Here is a 21,768-nt window from a genome sequence, read left to right as displayed (position 1 = left end):
TGGACGTTGAGTTGCCGCTCAACGTCTTTTTCTTTGCCTTTATTACCACTATTATACCAAAAAGCAGGCGCAAACCCTTGATATACATGGGTTTGCGCCTGCTTTTATTCAAAATGTTCAGCTGAGTTTTGTCCCAGCCTCCTTTTTTTGCGAAACGGTGTCACCACCTCCCACCACGTACCACCATTCACCACTGGCTTATCATTAACTTAAAAGGTTGGTATATCAAGCTTTGTCGCCTGAAAAGTTAAAGAATTCTTCAAATTCTAAAGTTCTTCGAAAACTTGTAAAGTGACTGTTAAAAAGGGTGCTCCAGGCCGGTATATCAACATTTCTGTCTCTAAAATCAAGCTATATCCTTGTGGTGACGTGTGGGGGTAGGTGGTGAGATGTGGGAGATTGTGGTAAATTAAATGTATTGAATTGTCGACTTTTCTTAACATTCGCAACTGGTAGACCTGGTTGATTAAATTGAAAGGGGGTAACGCCGATGTTCATGGGTACATACCAGCACACGCTGGATACGAAGAACCGGTTGATTATCCCTGCAAAATTTCGCAATCAATTAGGTGACGCCTTTGTTATCACACGTTGGATGGATCATTCACTGCGTGCTTACACAATGAGCGGGTGGCAAGATTTTTCTGCCAAAATTAATGCTTTGCCGGAAACCAATGCTAAGGCACGCCAATTTAAACGATTTGTTTTTGGTGGCGCATTGGAAGTCGAATTTGACAAGCAAGGTCGCGTGAATTTGTCACAGACTTTGCGTGAATATGCCAACATCGATAAGGATGTGACGGTGTTTGGCCTTGGTGATGATACTTTTGAGTTGTGGAGTGCTGAAAAGTGGCAAGCCTACGAAGAAGAAACAGCTGAGAACTTTGATGATATTGCCGACGGTTTGGAAGACCTCGGTTTCTAAAACATAAAAACAAACTGGGTTATGCCGGTTAACTAAGATGAAAGGTCAAACGGTTTAAGCCATGACGGAATTTAATCACGTGACAGTCTTGCTTAATGAAGCAATCGATAATTTAAATGTTAAGCCAGATGGTGTCTATGTGGATGCAACCTTAGGCGGCGGTGGTCACTCACAATTGTTGGCTAGCCGTTTGACAACGGGTAAGCTTTGGTCGTTTGATCAAGACATTACAGCAATCAATTATAACAAGGAACACCTGGCAGCTGAGCTAGCGGCTGGTAAGGTAGCTTTTATTCAAAATAATTTTCGTAATTTGAAAGCTGCTTTGGCTGAAGTCGGCGTGACTGAAATCGATGGGATTGTTTACGATCTCGGCGTGTCATCACCACAGTTCGATGATGGGCAACGTGGCTTCTCATACAACTACGATGCGCCACTTGACATGCGTATGGATCAATCCCAAGAGTTGAATGCCCGGACGGTTGTTAATGAGTGGGATTTCCACGACTTACTTCGTATCTTGTCGCGTTATGGTGAGGAAAAGTTTGCCAAGCAAATTGCACGCGCTATTGAACGGCAACGTGCGATTAAACCAATTGAAACAACTTTTGAATTGGTGGAAGTGATTAAGTCAGCTATTCCGGCTGCGGCTCGCCGTACAGGTGGGCACCCAGCTAAGCGATCATTTCAAGCGATTCGTATCGCAGTTAATGATGAACTTGGGGTGGTAGAAGAATCTTTAGCCCAAGCGCTTGACATGTTAAAAGTTGGGGGCCGGATTTCAGTTATTACGTTCCACTCGTTGGAAGATCGTCTGGTAAAGACAATGTTTAAAGAAAAGACGGCATTACCGGAAGTACCAGCGGGGCTGCCAATCATTCCAGATGAGATGCAACCTGATTTTAAATTGGTGTCACGTAAGCCAATTTTGCCATCCGAAGAAGAGATGGCGGAAAATCACCGGGCACATTCTGCCAAGTTACGTGTTATTGAAAGACTACGTTAATGAAAACTGTTCTTACCTAAATAAGAACGTGTAAGGAAGGATCTGAAAGTCATGGATGCAATGCCAAAGTACGCTGGCAATACAGCGCCAAAAAAAGTTAATCAGCCGCAACGCCAGGTTAAGACTAAGACGGTGCGTCGCCCTTATGAGAAGCCCGTTTGGAATGCAATGGATTTGACAATGGCTGCTGCCGCGGTTGTAACGGTTGCGTTTATGGCGTTTTTGGTCATGTTCATGGCAAGTAAGGGTGCTTCAGCTAATAAGCAACTCCAGTCAACAACGACGCAGCTCGAACAATTACGTGACAAAAATAACGATTTGAAGCAGGAAGTTAGCAGCTTATCTAGTCCAGATCGTTTGGGTCAAGTTGCTGAAAAGCATGGCTTGAGTTTACAGAATCAAAACATAAGGAACGTGAAGTAGCATGGTAAAGAAACAACGGATGCCAAAACGTAACCAATCGGATAAATATAGTCGCAACTCTGGGCGCATTTTGCTCGGGTCGATGATACTGGTATTGGTTGTGTTGGGGGTCCGTTTTTCTTATGTTGCCGTTGCCAAAGAGGTAAAGGGACATAAGTTGGACAAGGCCGCTCAACTCATTTATCAGAGTCAAAACGAGGTGCAAGCCAAGCGTGGCGAAATCTTTGATTCGGTTGGAAATGTTTTGGCTGAAAATTCATCGACTTACACGGCCGCGGCGGTGTTAGATAAATCGCAAATTGATGCGGATGGTAAACCCGCTTACGTAAAGCCTAGCCAAGATAAAAAGGTTGCGAAGCAATTGGCTGGAGTTTTAGGTGGTAAACCGGCGGAATATCAAAAGGTGTTAGCTAATGCCCGAAAGCAAAATTTGAATCAAGTTCAATTTGGCCAACACGGGCTGAAAATGGATGTCACGACGTACAAGAAGGTTAAGGCCTTGAAAATCCCGGGGATTATTTTTACACCAGGGACGTCACGTTTTTATCCTAATGGTAAATTCGCTTCGGATTTGGTGGGAATGACCAGTGAGAAAGTGAACGATAAGACGGGGAAGCAGACGTTAACAGGAATGATGGGATTGGAACAGGCGTATAACAAGCAATTGACTGGAAAAAATGGTGTAAAAACTACCAGCGTTGATGACGGAGATCTGGCTGTTTCAAAACATAATCAACCGGCCGAAAATGGTTATGATATCTATACAACGTTAAATACGAAGTTGCAAACGACGCTGGAAAAGAAAATGGACGCGTTGGATGACGATATGAAACCTAAGTCGGCCATCGCGGTTGTGATGGATACGAAGACAGGAAATATCGTCGCGACAACGCAACGGCCAACGTTTAATGCAACGACCCGTAAAGGAGTTGGTACGTATTGGAATAACGAGTTGGCATCAACGACATTTGAGCCAGGTTCGGTTATGAAAGGGATCACGTTAGCGGCTGCCATCGATACGGATAATTGGAATGGCGATGCAACCTACCAATCCGGCACATTAAAAATTGGCGACCGGGCGGTTACTGATTGGAATAATGGTGAGGGTTGGGGTGAAATTACGTATGCCCGTGGTATTGCAGAATCGTCAAACGTCGCGATGGCTCTGACGGAGCAAAAGATGGGGGCGGATACATGGGAAAAGTATATTCACCGGTTCCGCTTTTTGAAGTCAACTGACTCTGGGTTGGATGGCGAAGCTGCTGGAACAATGCAATTTAAGTATCCAATCGAGCAAGCCAACACAGCCTTTGGACAGGCGATCTCAATTACACCGTTGCAGATGATGCAGGCTTACTCAGCCATTGCTGGTAATGGTGAAGAATTGAAACCGCATGTTGTTGAGAAAATTGTTGATCCAAATACCAAAAAAGTAGTTTATCAAGCCAAGCGTGAAGTTGTTGCTAAGCCAATTAAGGCATCAACAGCGAAAGCGACCCGTGAACAATTAGAGGATGTTATTTATTCCGAATACGGTCTCGGCAAGATGTATGCCATCCCAGGGGTTAAGACAACGGGTAAGTCTGGTACAGCACAGGTTGCCACGGCGACTGGTTATTCAGCACCAGGTGATAACACGCATGAGATCCATTCTTGGATGGGGATGGCACCTGCTAAGAACCCGCGTTACCTGATGTATGTGGTGACGAAAGAACCGCAACGAAATACTGCCAACATTGCAACTGATATGTCTGACGTGTTCGTTAGTGTGATGCAACAGGCCTTGCAAATGTCGGAGGATGATAATAAGGTGGTTGTTAGCGCGGATCAAGAGGTGAAAATTCCAACTGTTGTCGGTGGATCAACTGCCGAAGCAAAACGGGAAGTGACTGCCGCTAATTTAACCCCAATTGTTATGGGTGATGGAAAGACGGTTAAGTCGCAAAGTCCAATTGGCGGACAAAAGTCGCTGGTTGGCCAACGTGTATTCTTAAATACGGGTCATGACATCGCCGTGCCGGATATGGGTGGCTGGGCAAAAAGTGATGTGTTAGCGTGGGCCAAGTTAGCGGACATTAATGTTGTCATCAAGGGCGACGGTTTCGTTAGCACGCAATCAATTTTGCCTGATACCAAGTTAGCGGATGGGTATCACGACATTACGGTTGAATTTAAGGAACCCAAAACAAATTAGAGATTAATGATTGAGAGGAGACGTCGAGATGACGACTTTGTTACTAGGCTTATTAGTAGGTCTAATTGCAACGGTGCTAGTAGTGCCCCGCTTGCGAGATTGGTTTAAAAAGATTAAGGTGCAACAACTGGTGATGCGTACAGGGGGAAATGGACCTGATCACGCAGCCAAAGCCGGCACACCCACGATGGGCGGGGCTGGGTTTATCCCAGTTGTTGTGTTGGGATTTGTGATTCTCGCATTAGCAACTGGACACGCAGCGCCAACGGGTTGGGCAACACTAATTGCCATTATTGTGTTTGCTTTGGTTGGCGGTTTTGATGACAGTATCAAAATCTTCAATCACCGTGATGAAGGTTTCCGTTTTTTGCCAAAGCTGACAGCACAAATCGTTGCTGCTTTACTAGCAATGCTAGTGCTTTACTTGGGAAAATTTGACTTTGTGCTTGCCTTGCCGTTTGGGTTGGGTGAAATCAACAGTGTTGTGGTTTATGCCTTGTTTACTATTTTTTGGCTCGTTGGGTGGTCTAATGCGACAAACCTGACAGACGGGTTAGATGGTTTAGCATCTGGGACGGCCATTATCGCTTATGTCGCCTATCTAATTATCGCCTTGATGCAAGGCGATATGAGTATGGTTTTGTTAGATGCTTTGATGATTGGCGCTTTGCTGGGATTCTTGGTCTTTAACCATTATCCAGCAACAATCTTCATGGGCGATACGGGATCCCTTGCGTTAGGTGCTGGACTGGCAATGAACGCATTAGTCCTTCACCGGGAATGGTCATTGATTTTGATTGGCTTTGTCTTTATGGTTGAGACGTTAACCGTTATGATTCAAGTAACGAGTTATCACTTTTTCAAGAAGCGCGTCTTCTTGATGACGCCTATTCACCACAGCTTCGAAAAGGGTGGCTTGACGGGGAACACTGACAAGCCATGGAATGAATGGCAAGTGGACTCATTCTTCTGGGCGGTTGGTTTGATTGTTGCCGTTCTATATTTTATCTTGTTTAAGTAAATAACTATTTAATTAAAGCGGAAACGCTGACATATCGCATTTTGTTAACAGCAAAATGCACTGCGGGCTTGCCCGTGTACATATTTTATATAAGGGGATCTGATCATGAATAAGCATGTTTTGGTAATTGGCTTTGCACGTTCTGGAGCAGCCGTTGCGTCGTTGTTATTAAACGAAGGTGCGCAAGTGACAGTTTCAGACCCAAAGATGGATGTGACAAACGAGGACGTTGTGGCGCTACAAGCGCGTGGGGCAACGTTTACAACGGAACAAACCACGGAACTATTAGCGGGTGTTGACTTAGTTGTTAAAAATCCAGGTATTCCATACACGATTCCAGTTCTTGTGGCAGCCGAAGATGCAGGTATTCCAATTGTGGTCGAAGTTGCCGTGGCACAAAAATATATTCGTGGTGAATGGATTGCATTAACTGGTTCGAATGGTAAAACAACGACAACTGAGATGATTGCAGCTGTATTGCGTACGCAAGCAACGTCCGACCATCAAGTTGTTGTTGCTGGTAATATTGGGACACCGGTAAGTGAAGGGGCACCTAGTTTACGCGACACAGATACCTTAGTCACTGAATTATCATCATTCCAATTGATGGGGATGCCTGAAGCCAAGCCTAATATTGCGATTATTACGAATATTTTTGCATCGCACTTGGATTACCATGGCTCACGTGAAAATTACGTGGCTGCTAAAATGGGGATTACCAAAAATCAAACGGCGGATGACTATTTAGTGATTAATTACGATCGCGCTGAGTGGCGTGAATTGGCGCAACAAACCGCTGCAACTGTTATACCAGTCTCACGATTGGACAACAGTGAAGACGGCGCCTACGAGCACGATGGCCAGTTATACTATCAAGGCGAGTTGGTCATGGCTGCAACTGAGCTTGGCGTGCCAGGTGATCACAACATAGAAAATGCGCTGGTGGCAATCGCAGTCGGTAAGTTACGCCATGTGCCAACTAACGATATTGCTGAGGCGTTACGACGCTTTACGGGTGTTGAACACCGTTTGCAGTTTGTTGGTACGTTTGACGGACGTCAAGTATATAATGATTCTAAGGCGACAGATATCGAAGCAACTGAAATGGCTTTGTCTGGCTTTACAGCACCTGTTGTGTTGTTAGCGGGTGGTTTAGACCGTGGCGATGATCAGATGCGTTTACTTCAAGCGATGAAGGCGCACGTCAAGGCATTGATTGTCTTTGGTCAAACAGCGGACAAGGTTGCGGCAGTCGGGGAGGCGTTGGCAATTCCCGTCGTCCACGCCACGGACGCCCCAGCAGCGGTTGAACCAGCTTTTGAACTGAGTGAACCTGGTGATGTCGTCTTACTATCACCAGCGGCGGCGTCATGGGATCAATTCCCAAACTTCGAAACCCGTGGTGATTTATTTGTAGCGGCTGTACAAGCACACGCTACAAAAGATTAATAAAGAGGAATTAACAATTATGCGTATTGTTGTATCTGGTGGTGGTACTGGTGGACACATTTATCCGGCCCTGGCCACTGTTAAGCAATTAAAAAAGCAAGATCCAAGTACTGAGGTGCTCTACATTGGTGGCGAACGTGGGTTAGAGAAGACTATCGTGCCTGATGCTGGTTTTGCCTTTAAGGCGTTGGCTGTTCAGGGATTTAAGCGGTCACTGTCAGTGGATAATTTTAAAACGATTTACCTGTTCTTAAGTGCGACGCGTAAGGCTAAGCAGATGCTATTGGACTTTAAGCCAGACGTCGTTGTCGGAACGGGCGGATACGTATCAGGGCCAGTGTTGTACGCGGCTCAGCAACTACAGATTCCAACGGTCATTCACGAACAAAATTCAGTTGTTGGTGTCACTAATAAGTTTTTGGCACGTAAAGTGACCAAGGTGGGCGTTGCCTTTCCAGCAGCTATTCCAGCGTTTAAGCCAGGATTGGCAACGGTGGTTGGTAATCCACGCGCCCAAGAAGTCGTTGATGGTGAAGGTAGCTTCGATTGGGCCGACTTGAACCTATCGGCAACTGTGCCAACGGTATTAATTTTTGGTGGTTCACAAGGTGCGCTGAAGCTGAACAAAGCGATGGTGGCAGCCTTACCAAAGTTTGTTGATCGGCCCTACCAAGTTATTTTTGTGACTGGTGGCAAGCGTTTTGATGAAGTGCAAGCGGACATGCAAACGGCTGGCGTGACGGCGGCTGCGAATGTTGCGGTGGTACCATATATTGGCAACATGCCACAGTTGATGCCAGCAGTTGATTTGGTTGTTGGCCGTGCTGGTGCGACTAGTCTTGCTGAACAAACGGCATTGGGTAAGCCAATGATTTTGATTCCAAGCCCTTACGTCACGAATGACCACCAAACCAAGAACGCACGTAGCTTGGTTGAAGCGGGTGCAGCGGAAATGATTACCGAAGAATCACTAACGGGTACGACGTTGTTTGGCACAATTGATCAATTGATGACGAATCAAGCCGAACGTCAAGCGATGGCGACAGCAGCGACAACACTGGGTGTTCCAGATGCTGCTGACCAATTTATCAAGTTGATTAAGTCGGTTATTAAAAACTAATGTAGCTGAGAATGCCAGGATATTACGTGGCGAAAGGAGGTAATGATGGCCGATAAAACAACTCAAAATGATAAGTCTTCGTCAGATATTCAAGCGCATTTGGATGCGTTGCTATCCGAGGAGGATTGGTCATCGTTACCAACACGACGCGCTGGTAAAAGTGGTGCCGACGAAGTTGCCGATACCGTTAATTTTTCGGTAGATGGCTATGATGACGATGATGTTGAAGCGAATTTATTGCGGGCTAAGCCACGATTTGATCCATCGACACGTCGATTGTATCAACACGAACGAAGTACATTAAAAACGCTTGCCGTTCTCGGTGTCGCAGCTGCATTCTTGGGCTACCTCATCTCGCCTTTCGGTCAGATTCAGAAGTTCAATGTTGTTGGTACCCAAGATCTGTCTGACAAGGCGGTCCTAAAGGCGGCCGGATTGCAACTTGGGCAACCACTGTTTTCTACCGTGCATCAAAGTAATTATTTTAATAAATTAGCGCAGAAAAACGATCCACAGGTTGCTAGTTTAAAGTTACGATTGGTTGGAACGAATACGGTTGAAGTGAAAGTTAAAGAAATTGTCCAGGTTGGCTACGTGAAAGCAGGTAGTCGTTATTACCCAATTTTGGCGAACGGGACAATGCTTAAACATGGGTCTGCCTCGCACCCAGTCGGGGGGCTGCCGTTGTATGACGGCTTTACGTCAGGTAAACAATTAAAGCTGACGTTGTCCGAATTTGGTAAGCTATCAACCCCACTGCGTCATGCGGTTTCGGAGATTGTCTGGTCACCAGATGCGCAGAATGCGCAACGCCTGAAGTTGTACATGAATGACGGTAATCAGGTCTTAATTAGCGCTGATGATTTATCGAAAAAGTTGCGGTACTATCCAGGCATGGTTGCGCAATTAGACAAACCAGGTCAAGCCGACCTACAAGTGGGGGCATATTTCAAGCCATATCAGTAAGAAAACCTGCTTGAAAGTATGGAAGAAACACCTGAAAGTATGGTATTATTTTTAAAGAATTGTTTATCCCGGTAGCAATTAGCCTAAGATTTTTGATTTCAGTCAAAAATATTGCGCAAAGCGCGACCGGATAGAGCGGAATTGGTCACGTCGGGTGCTATTTGGCGCCCCCGATGGCAAACTAAGTTAATTTTTTAACCCGGAACAATTAACCCAAATTTTTTTTAATTCACAAAAAAATATTGCGCAACCCGCGACCGGATAGAGCGGAATTGGTCACGTCGGGTGCTATTTGGCCCCCACGTGACCAGTCTACTTTATTTATTTAAACAACATCGTTTGGCAGTCAAAGGAGGAATTAAGATGGCCAACCATGGTTTGATTGTTGGTCTCGATGTCGGGACGAGCACCATTAAAGTGTTAGCTGCAGATGTTCGAGACCAACAAGCTAATATCGTTGCAGTTGGTCGTTCAGTTGCTCATGGCGTAAAGCGCGGTATCGTTGTTGATATTGATGCGACTGCTAACGACATTCGACAAGCAATTGCACAGGTAAATGAGCAGACTGACGTCCCTGTGACAGAAGTTGTGGCTAGTTTGCCAGCAAATAACATTCAAATTCAACATGTCAGTGGCATGGTAACGGTTAAAGATAGTCAGCATATCTCATATGCTGACGTCGCTGCTGCTGTGAAACAGGCAATTAAAATTCAATTACCGGCTGATCGAGAAGTTGTTGAGTTGTTGCCAACAGAGTTTATCGTTGATGACTTTGATGGCATTCAAGATCCTAATGATATGGTCGGGATGCGTTTGGAAATGAAGGGGGTCGCCTACACAGCGCCCCGAAATATCCTGGCGAATTTGCGGATGGCGGTTGCCAAGGCTGGTTTGCAACTACGTGATTTTGTGTTAGCGCCACTTGCTTATAGCAAAACGGTGCTCGCAGAGGGCCAACAAGAATTTGGCACGATTCTAATGGACATGGGGGCTGGACAAACAACAGCAACGGTTGTCCACGATAATCAGCTAAAGTTTTTGACTACTTTCCCAGCGGGAAGCGAGAATATTTCTCGCGATATTAGCGCTGTATTGGAGATTGGCTTGCACGATGCAGACATGTTGAAGTTGGACGCTGGGTTGGCATTGTCAGAAATGGCAAACGCAGATAACAAACTGGTTATTCAAAAGGTTGGGGCTGAGACGCCTGAACAAGTATCTGAATTAATGGTTGCACAAATTATCGAGGCACGCTTGATGCAAATTCTGGATAAGCTTGGTGAAAAACTGAACTTAGTCGGTGCGTTTGATTTGCCTGGTGGTGTTGTTGTAACCGGTGGAGGTGCCGCATTACGAGGTGCGCCAGAGGCTGTTAAGGCAGCTTATCAGGTTCAGGTAAAGTCATTTGTACCAAGCGATATTGGTTTGCGCCATCCCGGCTATGCGGGGGCATGGGCAATTGTGCACTATGCGGCGCAACAAACACCAGTACAGTTGATTGTGAAGGAAGCTTTGTATGATTTGCCATTGACGGTGTTAGGTCAACCGACCCTTGGGCGTCAGGTTATGTCAACGCCGGTACAACCTGAGCCACGGCAAGCGATGCAAGCAGTTCAACCTCAAACGGCAGAACCAGTTGATGCATCAGAATACGAGCAAACGTCAGTAGAAAACGATGAAAGTCCAAAGAAGCAAAATCCAATTCGGAATTTCTTCAAGGAATTTTTCGACTAATTTATAAAAGAAATACAGAGTAGAAAAAGGAGCTCGTTATGGATTTCCAAATGGATATGAACCAAGAGTACGGCGCAACGATTAAGGTCATCGGTGTCGGTGGCGGTGGTGGAAACGCCGTTAACCAAATGGTGAGCGACGGTGTTGAAGGTGTTGAATTCATCGTTGCAAACACTGATGCCCAAGCACTTGAGCGTTCAGCAGCTGAAAACAAAATTCAAATCGGAACAAAGGCAACTCGTGGACTTGGTGCTGGTGCCCGTCCAGAAGTTGGTGAAGCAGCCGCAAAGGAAAGCGAACAAGAACTTGCCGAAGCGCTTGCTGGTGCAGACATGGTCTTTGTTACGGCAGGTATGGGTGGTGGTACCGGTACAGGTGCTGCACCAGTTATTGCTAAGATTGCGAAGGACTCAGGTGCTTTGACGATTGGTGTTGTAACACGTCCATTCTCATTTGAAGGTCCAAAGCGTGGCAAGTCAGCCGCTGAAGGATTAGCTAAGTTGAAGGAAAACGTTGATACGTTAATCGTGATTGCTAACAATAACTTGCTTCAAATCGTCGATAAGAAGGCGCCAATTATGGAAGCCTTTAAGATGGTCGATGATGTGTTGTTGCAAGGTGTGTCTGGTATTTCAGATTTGATTACCAAGCCTGGTATCATCAACTTGGACTTTGCTGATGTGAAGACAGCCATGGCTGGTCAAGGAACGGCTTTGATGGGTATCGGTTCAGCTTCTGGTGAAAATCGTGCCGCTGAAGCGACGCGAAAGGCCATTGCTTCACCTTTGTTGGAAGCTAAGATCGAAGGTGCAACGAATGTCTTGCTTTCTGTTAAGGGTGGCGCTGACATGTCATTGTTCGAAGCACAAGAAGCTTCAGAAACAATTGCCCAAGCTGCCGGAACGGATGTTGACATCATCTTTGGAACGACGATTGACATGGAGATGGAGGGTGACTTGGTTGTGACAGTTATTGCAACTGGTATCGATCGCCCAGCAACGCCACGTCCTGAAATTAACCTTGGTACGGTGAATACTGCGAGCCCTTTTGAAGCAGTGACTGAACAACCAGTGCAACAACCGGTCCAGCCACAACAAACGGCACCAGTACAACCACAACAACCAGTTAACACAGATCCGTTTGCGGATTGGAATGTTAAGCCAGAACAGCCTGTACAACAACAGCCAGCGCAACAACAAGCTGCACCTGCTGAACCAGTACAACCTCAAGCAGCCCCAGAACAAACGGCAGCAGAAGAGGAAATCGAGCGTCCTGCTTACTTTAACTGGATGAAGCGCGGCGATAAGTAAGGAGACTGACAATGGCATTTAAGTTCAAGGAATTCTTCGGGGTGGATAACTACTACGAAGAAGAGGTACCTGAAGAGCAATATGCTGAGGATACGGCACAAGGGTCTGCTGCACCAACAGCGACTTCAAATGCAACCCGTCCGACTGCTGCCCGGCGTCCTAATGTTTTGAAGATGGATGGCTCACGAAGCGAAACGTCAAAAATCGCATTGTACGAGCCACGCACATATGCAGATGCCCAAACGATTGCCACGCAATTGTTGGCAGGTGAAGCAGTGATTGTTAACCTTGGATCGATTGACGAGAATACTGGTAAGCGTGTGTTGGACTACCTTGGTGGAACGGCATTTGCGGTTGATGGTATTATCGAACGTGTTGGTGAACGCATTTTCCTTGCGACACCACATAATTTTGAGATTTCTGGTACCATCTCACAAAACTTAGGACAACAGTTCAATTAATAGGTGATAATATGCTTGCAATCTTTTTACTTTTGAGTTTGATTCTACGAGCCTTGGAATTTGTGATTCTTATCTGGGTTTTGATGTCTTGGTTGCCAGGTGCACAACAATCTGCGCTGGGTCAATTTTTGGGCATGATTGCCGGAGTTATTTTAGATCCACTACGTCGTTTTATTCCACGCACGGGATTTATTGATTTCACACCTTTGGCCGGATTATTGCTTTTGCAAGCAGCTCAAGTTGGATTGCAAGCAATTGCACGAATGATATAAAAGAAGAAACGATATGGCAGATAATGTAGCACAGCATTTCCGCCCGAGTGAAGCCGCGTTTCTTGATGTAGCGCAAGGCTTAATTCGTCAGGCTCTGGATGAGTATCGTCCAGTCCTGACGAATTTTTTAAACCCGAGGCAGAGATATATTATTGAGACGCTAGTTAATCAGCACGACGACTTAAAATGGCAGCACGAAGGTGGTTATGCTGATGCTGAAAGCGCTCGAACAGTTATCGCGCCTGCGTATTATGATATTCAGCAAAGTGATTTTGAACTTGCCGTAATTGCAATTAATTATCCGCAAAAATTTGCTGAATTACATCACAGTACTATTTTGGGCACGCTAATGAATAATGGCATTACACGTGACAGTATCGGTGATATTATTAGTGGTGAAGAGGGAGCGTGGCACTTTTTAACGACGGTGCCAATGGCGACCTACATTCAAACCACTATGGATCATATTGGCAAGACAAAGGTGCGTTTTGAGACGGCCTCTCTGACAGATATTAGTGCCCCAATTGAGGAATGGACTGAAATTGATACAACGGTTTCGTCCTTACGACTAGATACACTGGTAGCTAATGGGTATAATGTCTCTAGGACGCATGCAAAAGAGTTGGTTGAACGTGGTCAAGTTCGTGTAAACTGGACTGACGTGGACCGTCCAGACTTTGTCCTAGCGGTAAATGATTTGGTTTCCGTCCGCCACTTTGGTCGACTGAAATTAGTCGCCGAGAACGGCATGACAAAAAAAGATAAATGGCGAGTGTCACTCGCTGTGATGAAGAAATAGATTGGAGAAAGCACATGGCATTGACCCCACAAGAGATTCACGCGAAGGAATTCACAACAAAAAGTAACAAATGGTACGATAAGGCCGAAGTTTCAGAATTTTTGGACCGTATCGTAACTGATTACGATGGTATGATGCAAGAGAATCAAACGTTGAAGACGCAATTGGCTGAAGCAGATGCCAACGCTAAGCAAGTTGAAGAGATGAAGCAATCTGTTAACTCATCAATTTTGATTGCGCAAGAAGCCGCTGATCGTTTGAAGAAGCAAACAGAGGCTGAAGCTGAAGCAACGTTGCAACAAGCTCAAGCTGAAGCACAAAAGATTGTTATGGAAGCTAACGCGAAGGCCAATGCTTTGTTGACTGAGTCACAAGCTAAGAACGAAAAGTTGGTTGCTGAAAAGGATGCTTTGGACAAGGATATGGGTGCCTTTAAGGCCAAGATTGAAGGTCTATTGCAGGCACAAATGGATTTGGTTAAGACTGATGATTGGGCTGCGTTCCAAAAGCCAGCCGCTAACCAAGTGCCATCAGCATCATCTGCACCGGTTGCACCAACATCAGCAGCCGCTGATAGTTCAGAAGTAGAAACGGTTGTTATCTTCCCTGAATCAGCAGAAAGCAACGGAAACTTCTTGAATAAGGACTAATTTTTCGTTATCATGTAAACATGGTTTCTTGACCAAACGGTAAGGTGTATTCCAAACAGCGACCTAGAATTAACCCGGTGAGAGTCTAGGATGGTGACGCACTTTGCTTATCAGCAAGAAAGTTTTTTAATCAAATACACAGAAGAGGCGGCAGTTTGCCGTGAATTCGGGTGGTACCACGTTGACATGACGTCCCGCATTGGCTAGTGATAGCCGGTGCGGGATTTTTTAGTTTCAGGGTAAGCCGCATGTCAACGCGGTAGCACTTGGATTGAACAGAAAGGATTGCGCTTTTATGAAGATGAAGCAAACCTTGAACCTAGGAAAGACGAAGTTCCCAATGCGTGGTAACCTACCACAAACTGAGCTACAACGTGAAAACATCTGGTTCGAGAATAAGGTCTATGAGCAACGTCAAAAGATGAACGAAGGTAAGCCATCATTTATGCTTCACGATGGCCCTCCATATGCGAACGGAAACATTCACATCGGACACGCCATGAACAAGATTTCTAAGGATATCATCGTTCGTTACAAGTCAATGAATGGTTTCTACGCACCATTTGTCCCTGGTTGGGATACGCACGGTTTGCCAATTGAACAACAATTGACGAAGGCTGGTAAGGATCGTAAGGCGGTTGGCCCAGTTATCTGGCGTAAGATGGCCGAAGAATTTGCACGTAAGCAAGTTAAGACGCAAATGGCCGACTTCAAGCGTTTGGGAATTTCAGCTGACTGGGATAACCCATACTTGACGTTGTTGCCTGAATTCGAAGCTGCCCAATTGCGCGTCTTCGGTGAGATGGCCAAGAAGAACTTGATCTACCGTGGTAAGAAGCCTGTCTTCTGGTCATGGTCATCAGAGTCTGCTTTGGCAATGGCTGAAATCGAATACCACGACATTGAGTCAGACACGGCGTTCTTCTCAGAGCGCGTTAAGGACGGTAAGGGCTTGTTGGATAACGACACGTACTTCATCGCCTGGACGACGACACCTTGGACGGTACCAGCTTCACAAGCTTTGGCTTTGAACGCTGATTTCGAATACTCACAAATTCAACCAAAGGGTTCAGACAAGAAGTACATCGTTGCTTCAGCTTTGTTGGGTGCCGTTGCGCCTAAGTTCGGCTGGGACGAGTACGAAGTTGTCGCAACCTTTACTGGTAAGGAACTTGAAATGGTGACAACTGAGCACCCATTCATGGACCGTGAGATTTTGGTTGTTAATGCTGATTATGTGACGGCTGATGCCGGTACTGGTGCGGTTCACACGGCCCCAGGATTTGGTGAAGATGACTTTGCTACCGGTCAACGTTACAACATGCCAGTTATCATGAACGTTGATGACCAAGGTAAGATGACGGCCGAAGCTGGTCCTGACTTTGAAGGCGTCTTCTACCAAGACGCTGACAAGGTATCATTGCAAAAGCTTGAAGAAGCTGATGCGTTGATCTTGCACGAACCAGTTGTGCACAGCTACCCATTTGACTGGCGTACTAAGAAGCCGGTTATCTTCCGTGCGGTGCCACAATGGTTCGCTTCAATCGATAGCTTCCGTCAAGACATTTTGGATGCATTGGACGATGTTAAGTTCCAACCAGAATGGGGTAAGAAGCGTTTGTACAACATGATCCGCGACCGTGGCGACTGGGTTATCTCACGTCAACGTGTTTGGGGTGTGCCATTGCCAATCTTCTACGCTGAAGATGGTACGGCAATTGTTGACCCTGAAATCATCGACCACATCGCTGAATTGGTAGCCGAGCATGGTTCAAACGTTTGGTTCGAACGTGAGGCCAAGGATTTGTTGCCAGAAGGTTACTCAAACGAGCACTCACCAAATGGCGAATTTACCAAGGAAACGGACATCATGGACGTTTGGTTCGATTCAGGAACTTCACACCAAGGTGTCATGGCCACGCGTCCAAACCTAAGCTTCCCAGAAGATTTGGTTTTGGAAGGTTCTGACCAATACCGTGGTTGGTTCAACTCATCATTGATTACAGGTGTTGCTGTAACAGGTAAGGCACCATACAAGTCAGTCTTGTCACAAGGATTTGTCTTGGACGGAAATGGCGAGAAGATGTCTAAGTCATTGGGTAACATCATTTCACCTAACGAAGTGGTGAAGGAAATGGGAGCTGAAATTATCCGTTTGTGGGTAACGTCAGTTGACTCATCAGCCGATGTACGCGTGTCAATGGACTTGTTGTCACAAACATCTGAAACATACCGTAAGATTCGTAACACGATGCGTTTCTTGTTGGCTAACACAGCTGACTTTGATCCAAAGGCTGATACAATTGCCTTCGATGATTTGGTCGCAGCTGACCAATACTTCTACGCCCGCTTTAACAAGTTGGTTGCTGACATCAAGGCTGCCTACGACGTGTACGACTTCCAAGCAGTCAACAAGTTGGTTATCAACTTTATTAACGTTGACTTGTCAGCGTTCTACTTGGACTTTGCTAAGGACATCTTGTATGTTGAAGCACCAAAGGGACACGCTCGTCGTTCATTGCAAACGGTTTTGTACAAGGTCTTGGTAGACTTGGACAAGTTGTTGTTGCCAATTTTGCCACACACGGCTGAAGAAATCTTCGAGTACCTTGAGCACGAAGAAGGTGACTTTGCTTACTTGACTGAGATGCCAGTTGTTGCAGATATTGCCAACGCTGACGAATTGATGGCTAAGTGGTCAGAATTCATGACGTTGCGCGATGCCGTTAACAAGGCTTTGGAAGTTGCCCGTGATGCGAAGTTGATTGGTAAGCCAGCCGAAGCAGCGGTAACGTTGTTCTTGACTGACGACCAAAAGGCTTGGTTGGATTCATTGGAACAAGATGTTCGTGTCTTGTTGCTTGTTTCTCAATTGCACGTAGCATCAGCTGATGAGGCTGATGATGCAACTGACTTTGATGGTTACAAGATTGCGGTTGCTCACGCAGAAGGTGAAGAGTCACCACGTGATCGTATGTACCACACTGATTTGGGTGCCGATCCTGACTTCCCAATGTTGTCAGCACACGAAGCGCAAATTGTTCGCGAAAACTTCCCTGAGGCTTTGACTGAAGGTTTGGAGTAATTCACGATTAAACAAAAATAATATCGATAACAGAAAACGCCGAGAGATTTTGTCTCTCGGCGTTTTTACGTCTATAATGGAGGGTATATAGGTTGGTGGTTTGTGTCCGTCCTGACGGCCGGAGTGTTTGGCCCCTTCTAGTGCACGCTAACACGTCCAGACCATGACCTGCAGGGAGCGGAGTCCACGCCATTGGCGCGTACACCTTTACCTCTCGTGGCTCTAAGTGGCAAGCCACTAAGAACCCACACCTGCGGGTCAAGGCCTGCACGTGTCTAAACGCGTGGCGGGGCCAAACACAGCAGCCAAGCAATACTATAATTGTTCGATTTTCATCAGCCACTCGACGCAGTGCGTCGACACACAACACCAACCAACATACATAACGAATTCAAGACAAGGAGACCAAAGCATGACGAAGCTATACTTCATCCGCCACGGTAAAACAGAATGGAATGCCGAAGGGCGTTTTCAAGGAGCAGGTGGTGATTCACCACTGTTGCCAGAATCATACGACCAAATTAAGATGCTGGGTCGCTACCTACATGATGTAAAATTTGCGCACGCTTTTGCTAGTCCAATCAAGCGGGCGCGTATTACAGCTGAAGAAACGCTGGCTCTTTTAGATGAAAAGCCCGAGCTAACGTTTATGGATGGCTTGAAGGAGTTTTCGTTTGGTGTCTGGGAAGGCAAGACATTTGCGGACGTCCAAGCTGGCTGGTATGACATGTACGATGCTTCGCGCAATCACCCAGAAAAGTTTGACGCTGCGCAGGTGCCAGGGGCGGAATCATTTGAAAGTGTGCAAGCACGTTTCCGCCAGGCAGTCGAAACAGCGGTAACTGAATATGGTGGTGAAGGGGTTAACCTGGTTTTCTTTAGTCACGGCGCGGCTTTAACGACCGGTATGGGTGGCTTAACGGGGATCCCATTGGCCGACTTACGTGCGCGTGGGGGCTTAGGTAACACCAGTACCTCAATTTTAGAGACGGCGGATGGTAAAACATTTACCGAATTATCACGCAACGATACAAGTTATTTGGGTGTCAGCAGTGATGCCTCAAATACAATTTAAGAGAAGAAGGAACTAGATAGATGACGCAACCAGAAAATGCAGCACAAGCGGATATGGCACGCTTGGTCGCCGAAATTAACGCTAACCCAAATAACTGGCAAGCCTATGCAGACTTGGTAGCTGTTTTGGTTGCAACTGAAAACTTGATTGAAGCAGAGGATTTGGCCCTCAAGAGCTTGGGACTCTTCCAGGCGAATGATGAAGCTTTGCAAAACTTGTTGTACGCGACAGGCAATGTGTATTACGTCGCGGGTGATTATCAACGGGCAAATGATTTCTTTGGCAAAATCACTGATTTAGCAATTTTGCATGACGCAACTGTGATGCAGGCACAAGGTTGGTATGCCCAAAATCAATTCCAAAAGGCATTAGTCTATGCTTTGACAGCCGTTGAGCAACAGCCAGAAGATACCGGTGCGCAAGTCTTATTAGGTAACATCTGGCTAGGCTTGCAACATGAATCGAAAGCAGCCGAAGCCTTTGATGCGGCAATCCACGTTGATCCAATGAATTTCGAGGCCAATTTTGGTCGTGGGGTTGTTGCAACCGCCAAAGGTGACCAAGACAATCAATGGTTGGCAACGGCTCAAATGATTGATTTGCAACGCTATCAGGCACAAGCACAACGATTAGATGAAATCGTTCAATTACTATCAGGGAGCCGATTAGATGGAGAATCAGACTAGTTTATTCGACGGCCCAAATCCAACGGATGAGCAACCTACCGTTTCCGGCCAAGTTAAGAATATTCTTTTCGCAGCTCAGGATTCATTTTATAAAGTGATGATTGTCGAAGTTACTGACCTAAATTTTGACTATGATGATACTGAAATTACGGTCACTGGTAGCTTTGGTGATATTCAAATTGGTGCCAGTTATGAATTTAAAGGGCGTTTAACAACCCATGCCCGATATGGCACGCAGTTCGCGGCGCAAAATTATCAGCGGCAAGCAGCCAGCACGACGTCAGGGCTAGTCGCCTATTTGTCAGGTGACCAATTTCCGGGAGTTGGTAAATCAACGGCCACAAAGATTGTTGATGAACTCGGTATCGAAGCGGTGGATTTGATTCTAGAAGATCCAGCGGTGTTGACACAAACTGGGATTTCAACAAAGCTGCAAGAAGTCATTGTGAATCAGTTACAACAATCTGATGGCATGGAACGGGCGATTATCGCGCTAAATGATTACGGCTTTGGGTCGGCGTTGGCAACGGCTATTTATCAGAAGTATCAGCAACAAACACTGCAAATTTTAAAGACAAATCCCTACCAAATGGTGATTGATATTGATGGCGTATCATTTGCCCGGATTGATCGTTTGGCTGCCCAACAAGGTATTGATGCCTTGGACGCCCGTCGTATTCAGGCGGGCGTTATTGCGGCAATTAACCAAGCAACGTTCGAGTCTGGTGATACGTACATGCAAGTTGAAGCGTTATTGCAGGCAACACAACAAATTTTGGAACGGGCACAGAATGCCCGCGTGGATGTGGCTTTAATTAAGCGGGCGCTGTTGACCCTTACTTCAGATGGCGTGGTTATTGCCGATGGACAAAATTTATATGTAAAAGCGTTGTTCGAAGCAGAGCGTGAAATTGCGCAGAAGCTAGTGCGCCTGACGCAACGTAAAGCGGGTGAGTATGCCCGTAAAGATGTCGTGCAGTACTTAACTGAAGTCGAAGAAGAGAATCCGTTTCCATATGATGATGTCCAACGAGAAGCGATGATTGCTGCGTTAACCAGTAATTTGTTTATTTTGACGGGTGGACCAGGAACTGGTAAAACGACCATTATTAATGGTGTTGTGGCAACTTTAAAGAAGTTGCTGCAAGCCGAAGGTATGAAATGGGATGAGATCGAGACCAGTATTCGTCTGGCCGCGCCAACCGGCCGGGCAGCGAAGCGTCTCTCGGAATCAACCGGGATGCCTGCCTCAACGATTCACCGCTTATTGGGGATTAATGGTCGTGAAGACTTGGATGAGATTGATATCGAAGAATTGTCAGGTCGCTTGTTAGTCATTGATGAGATGTCAATGGTGGATACGCAGTTGTTTGATTTACTATTACGCGGTATCCCAGGCGGCATGCAAGTTATTTTGGTTGGGGACAAAGACCAGCTGCCATCTGTTGGACCCGGTCGCGTCTTTTATGACTTGTTAGCTAGTGGCTTGTTGAATTACCGTGAGTTGGAGACGATTCACCGGCAGGGTAAAGGGTCAACAATCATTGCGTTGGCGAGTGCCATTCGTGCCGGTCAATTGCCAGAAGATGTTACGGTGCGCCAACCAGATCGCTCATTCTTTCCAGCACAAACGACGCAAGTACCACGACTAATTGAGCAGATTGCAACGAGTTGGAAAGAAAAAGGCAATTCGGTCGCAGATATGCAGATTTTGGCACCGATGTATAAAACACCAGCGGGCGTGCATAATTTGAATGCAGTTGCCCAAGAAATTTTCAATCCGATGACCCCTAAAAAGCGGGAAATCAACATTAAATTAGGTGACTTAGCGTTTAGTTTCCGCGTCGGTGATAAAGTGATGCAGACGGCAAATGATCCGGAACACAATGTCTTTAACGGTGACATTGGATATATTACTAGTATTATGTTGGCCAAGGATAAGGCGAATGAAGATAATACGGATAACATTACGGTGGCTTTTGACACAGGGGAAGTTGAGTATACGCGCCAGAACTGGAACCAATTGACGTTGGCCTATGCAACGACCATTCACAAGGCACAAGGTGCCGAGTATAAGTTAGTTATTATGCCTTTGGTTAATGCGTTCTCCCGTATGTTACAACGTAATTTGCTGTATACGGGATTAACACGAGCAAGTGAGTCATTGGTGCTGATTGGGGATGTGAGTGCCTATCAGCGTGCGGCTGTGACGGAAGGCGTTAATCGGCAGACGACTTTGCAGGAACGGTTGCAACAAGCCGAAGCGGGACAACTACCTGAAACGCCAGATGACCACGCCTCAATCGCAGCTCTAAATCAACAGCCACTGGCAGTTGATCCAACGGCGGAAGTAGTTGATGAAGAGAATACGATCGATGATTCGCCGGCAGTCAATGAAATTGTTCAGGCAGTTGCCGACACCGAGGATGATATCCTAACAATTGCACAAATTACCGCTGAAACAATTGATCCCAATATTGGCATGGCTGATTTGACGCCGTATGACTTTATGTCAGCCGAGAATATGCTATAATTCTACTAGTCAAGCACAGACAATGTGTGATAAAATTAATCGATAAATTTTCGAATGAA

The 21,768-nt window shown here is 46.1% G+C and carries 18 protein-coding genes; all 18 read left to right on the top strand.

The annotated features are described in order from the left end of the window. Positions 1-490 precede the first annotated feature (490 nt). Positions 491-925 carry a division/cell wall cluster transcriptional repressor MraZ gene (gene mraZ, locus ACJ28U_RS08900; protein ID WP_010372671.1) on the top strand — a complete coding sequence of 145 codons (435 nt, stop codon included), beginning with the start codon at positions 491-493 and terminating at the stop codon, positions 923-925. Positions 926-986: 61 nt separating this feature from the next. Continuing rightward, positions 987-1,931 (top strand): 16S rRNA (cytosine(1402)-N(4))-methyltransferase RsmH, encoded by a 945-nt coding sequence (rsmH, locus tag ACJ28U_RS08895; protein WP_407619015.1) that lies wholly within the window; start codon positions 987-989, stop codon positions 1,929-1,931. A 51-nt stretch (positions 1,932-1,982) separates the two neighbouring features. Continuing rightward, positions 1,983-2,354, top strand: a complete 372-nt coding sequence (ftsL, locus tag ACJ28U_RS08890) for a cell division protein FtsL (RefSeq protein WP_099087542.1) — start codon at positions 1,983-1,985, stop codon at positions 2,352-2,354. A gap of 1 nt (position 2,355) precedes the next feature. Further along, positions 2,356-4,548, top strand: a complete 2,193-nt coding sequence (locus ACJ28U_RS08885) for a penicillin-binding protein (protein ID WP_407619014.1) — start codon at positions 2,356-2,358, stop codon at positions 4,546-4,548. Between the two features lie 28 nt (positions 4,549-4,576). After that, positions 4,577-5,569 (top strand): phospho-N-acetylmuramoyl-pentapeptide-transferase, encoded by a 993-nt coding sequence (gene mraY / locus ACJ28U_RS08880; RefSeq protein ID WP_407619013.1) that lies wholly within the window; start codon positions 4,577-4,579, stop codon positions 5,567-5,569. Positions 5,570-5,674: 105 nt separating this feature from the next. Continuing rightward, a complete protein-coding gene (gene murD, locus ACJ28U_RS08875) occupies positions 5,675-7,018 on the top strand; it encodes a UDP-N-acetylmuramoyl-L-alanine--D-glutamate ligase (protein ID WP_407619012.1) in 1,344 nt (447 codons plus the stop codon). Positions 7,019-7,037: 19 nt separating this feature from the next. Then, the gene (murG, locus tag ACJ28U_RS08870) at positions 7,038-8,138 is read left to right on the top strand and encodes an undecaprenyldiphospho-muramoylpentapeptide beta-N-acetylglucosaminyltransferase (RefSeq protein ID WP_407619011.1); all 1,101 of its coding nucleotides are present in this window, start codon (positions 7,038-7,040) and stop codon (positions 8,136-8,138) included. Between the two features lie 42 nt (positions 8,139-8,180). Continuing rightward, entirely contained in the window at positions 8,181-9,104 is a 924-nt protein-coding gene (locus ACJ28U_RS08865) for a cell division protein FtsQ/DivIB (protein WP_407619010.1), read from the top strand. 363 nt (positions 9,105-9,467) lie between these two features. Then, entirely contained in the window at positions 9,468-10,838 is a 1,371-nt protein-coding gene (gene ftsA / locus ACJ28U_RS08860; protein ID WP_099087537.1) for a cell division protein FtsA, read from the top strand. Between the two features lie 38 nt (positions 10,839-10,876). Beyond that, positions 10,877-12,148 (top strand): cell division protein FtsZ, encoded by a 1,272-nt coding sequence (gene ftsZ, locus ACJ28U_RS08855; protein ID WP_099087536.1) that lies wholly within the window; start codon positions 10,877-10,879, stop codon positions 12,146-12,148. Between the two features lie 11 nt (positions 12,149-12,159). After that, the gene (locus tag ACJ28U_RS08850) at positions 12,160-12,609 is read left to right on the top strand and encodes a cell division protein SepF (RefSeq protein WP_043708204.1); all 450 of its coding nucleotides are present in this window, start codon (positions 12,160-12,162) and stop codon (positions 12,607-12,609) included. A gap of 11 nt (positions 12,610-12,620) precedes the next feature. Next, positions 12,621-12,881, top strand: coding sequence for a YggT family protein (locus ACJ28U_RS08845; protein WP_407619009.1), 261 nt, complete (start codon positions 12,621-12,623; stop codon positions 12,879-12,881). A gap of 13 nt (positions 12,882-12,894) precedes the next feature. Next, positions 12,895-13,680 carry an RNA-binding protein gene (locus tag ACJ28U_RS08840; protein ID WP_099087534.1) on the top strand — a complete coding sequence of 262 codons (786 nt, stop codon included), beginning with the start codon at positions 12,895-12,897 and terminating at the stop codon, positions 13,678-13,680. A gap of 14 nt (positions 13,681-13,694) precedes the next feature. Continuing rightward, positions 13,695-14,330 carry a DivIVA domain-containing protein gene (locus ACJ28U_RS08835; protein ID WP_085638995.1) on the top strand — a complete coding sequence of 212 codons (636 nt, stop codon included), beginning with the start codon at positions 13,695-13,697 and terminating at the stop codon, positions 14,328-14,330. A 295-nt stretch (positions 14,331-14,625) separates the two neighbouring features. Next, the gene (gene ileS / locus ACJ28U_RS08830; RefSeq protein ID WP_407619008.1) at positions 14,626-17,415 is read left to right on the top strand and encodes an isoleucine--tRNA ligase; all 2,790 of its coding nucleotides are present in this window, start codon (positions 14,626-14,628) and stop codon (positions 17,413-17,415) included. A gap of 412 nt (positions 17,416-17,827) precedes the next feature. Further along, positions 17,828-18,490 carry a histidine phosphatase family protein gene (locus ACJ28U_RS08825; RefSeq protein ID WP_407619007.1) on the top strand — a complete coding sequence of 221 codons (663 nt, stop codon included), beginning with the start codon at positions 17,828-17,830 and terminating at the stop codon, positions 18,488-18,490. Between the two features lie 20 nt (positions 18,491-18,510). Next, entirely contained in the window at positions 18,511-19,176 is a 666-nt protein-coding gene (locus ACJ28U_RS08820; RefSeq protein WP_010372721.1) for a tetratricopeptide repeat protein, read from the top strand. Beyond that, on the top strand, positions 19,160-21,709 hold the full coding sequence (locus ACJ28U_RS08815; protein ID WP_407619006.1) for an ATP-dependent RecD-like DNA helicase: 2,550 nt from the start codon (positions 19,160-19,162) through the stop codon (positions 21,707-21,709). Before ACJ28U_RS08820 ends, ACJ28U_RS08815 begins: the two co-directional genes overlap by 17 nt. Positions 21,710-21,768 lie beyond the last annotated feature (59 nt).

This window comes from Weissella sp. MSCH1, assembly GCF_045799135.1.
Classification (GTDB): domain Bacteria; phylum Bacillota; class Bacilli; order Lactobacillales; family Lactobacillaceae; genus Weissella.
This window is presented reverse-complemented; position numbering and strand designations above follow the sequence as displayed.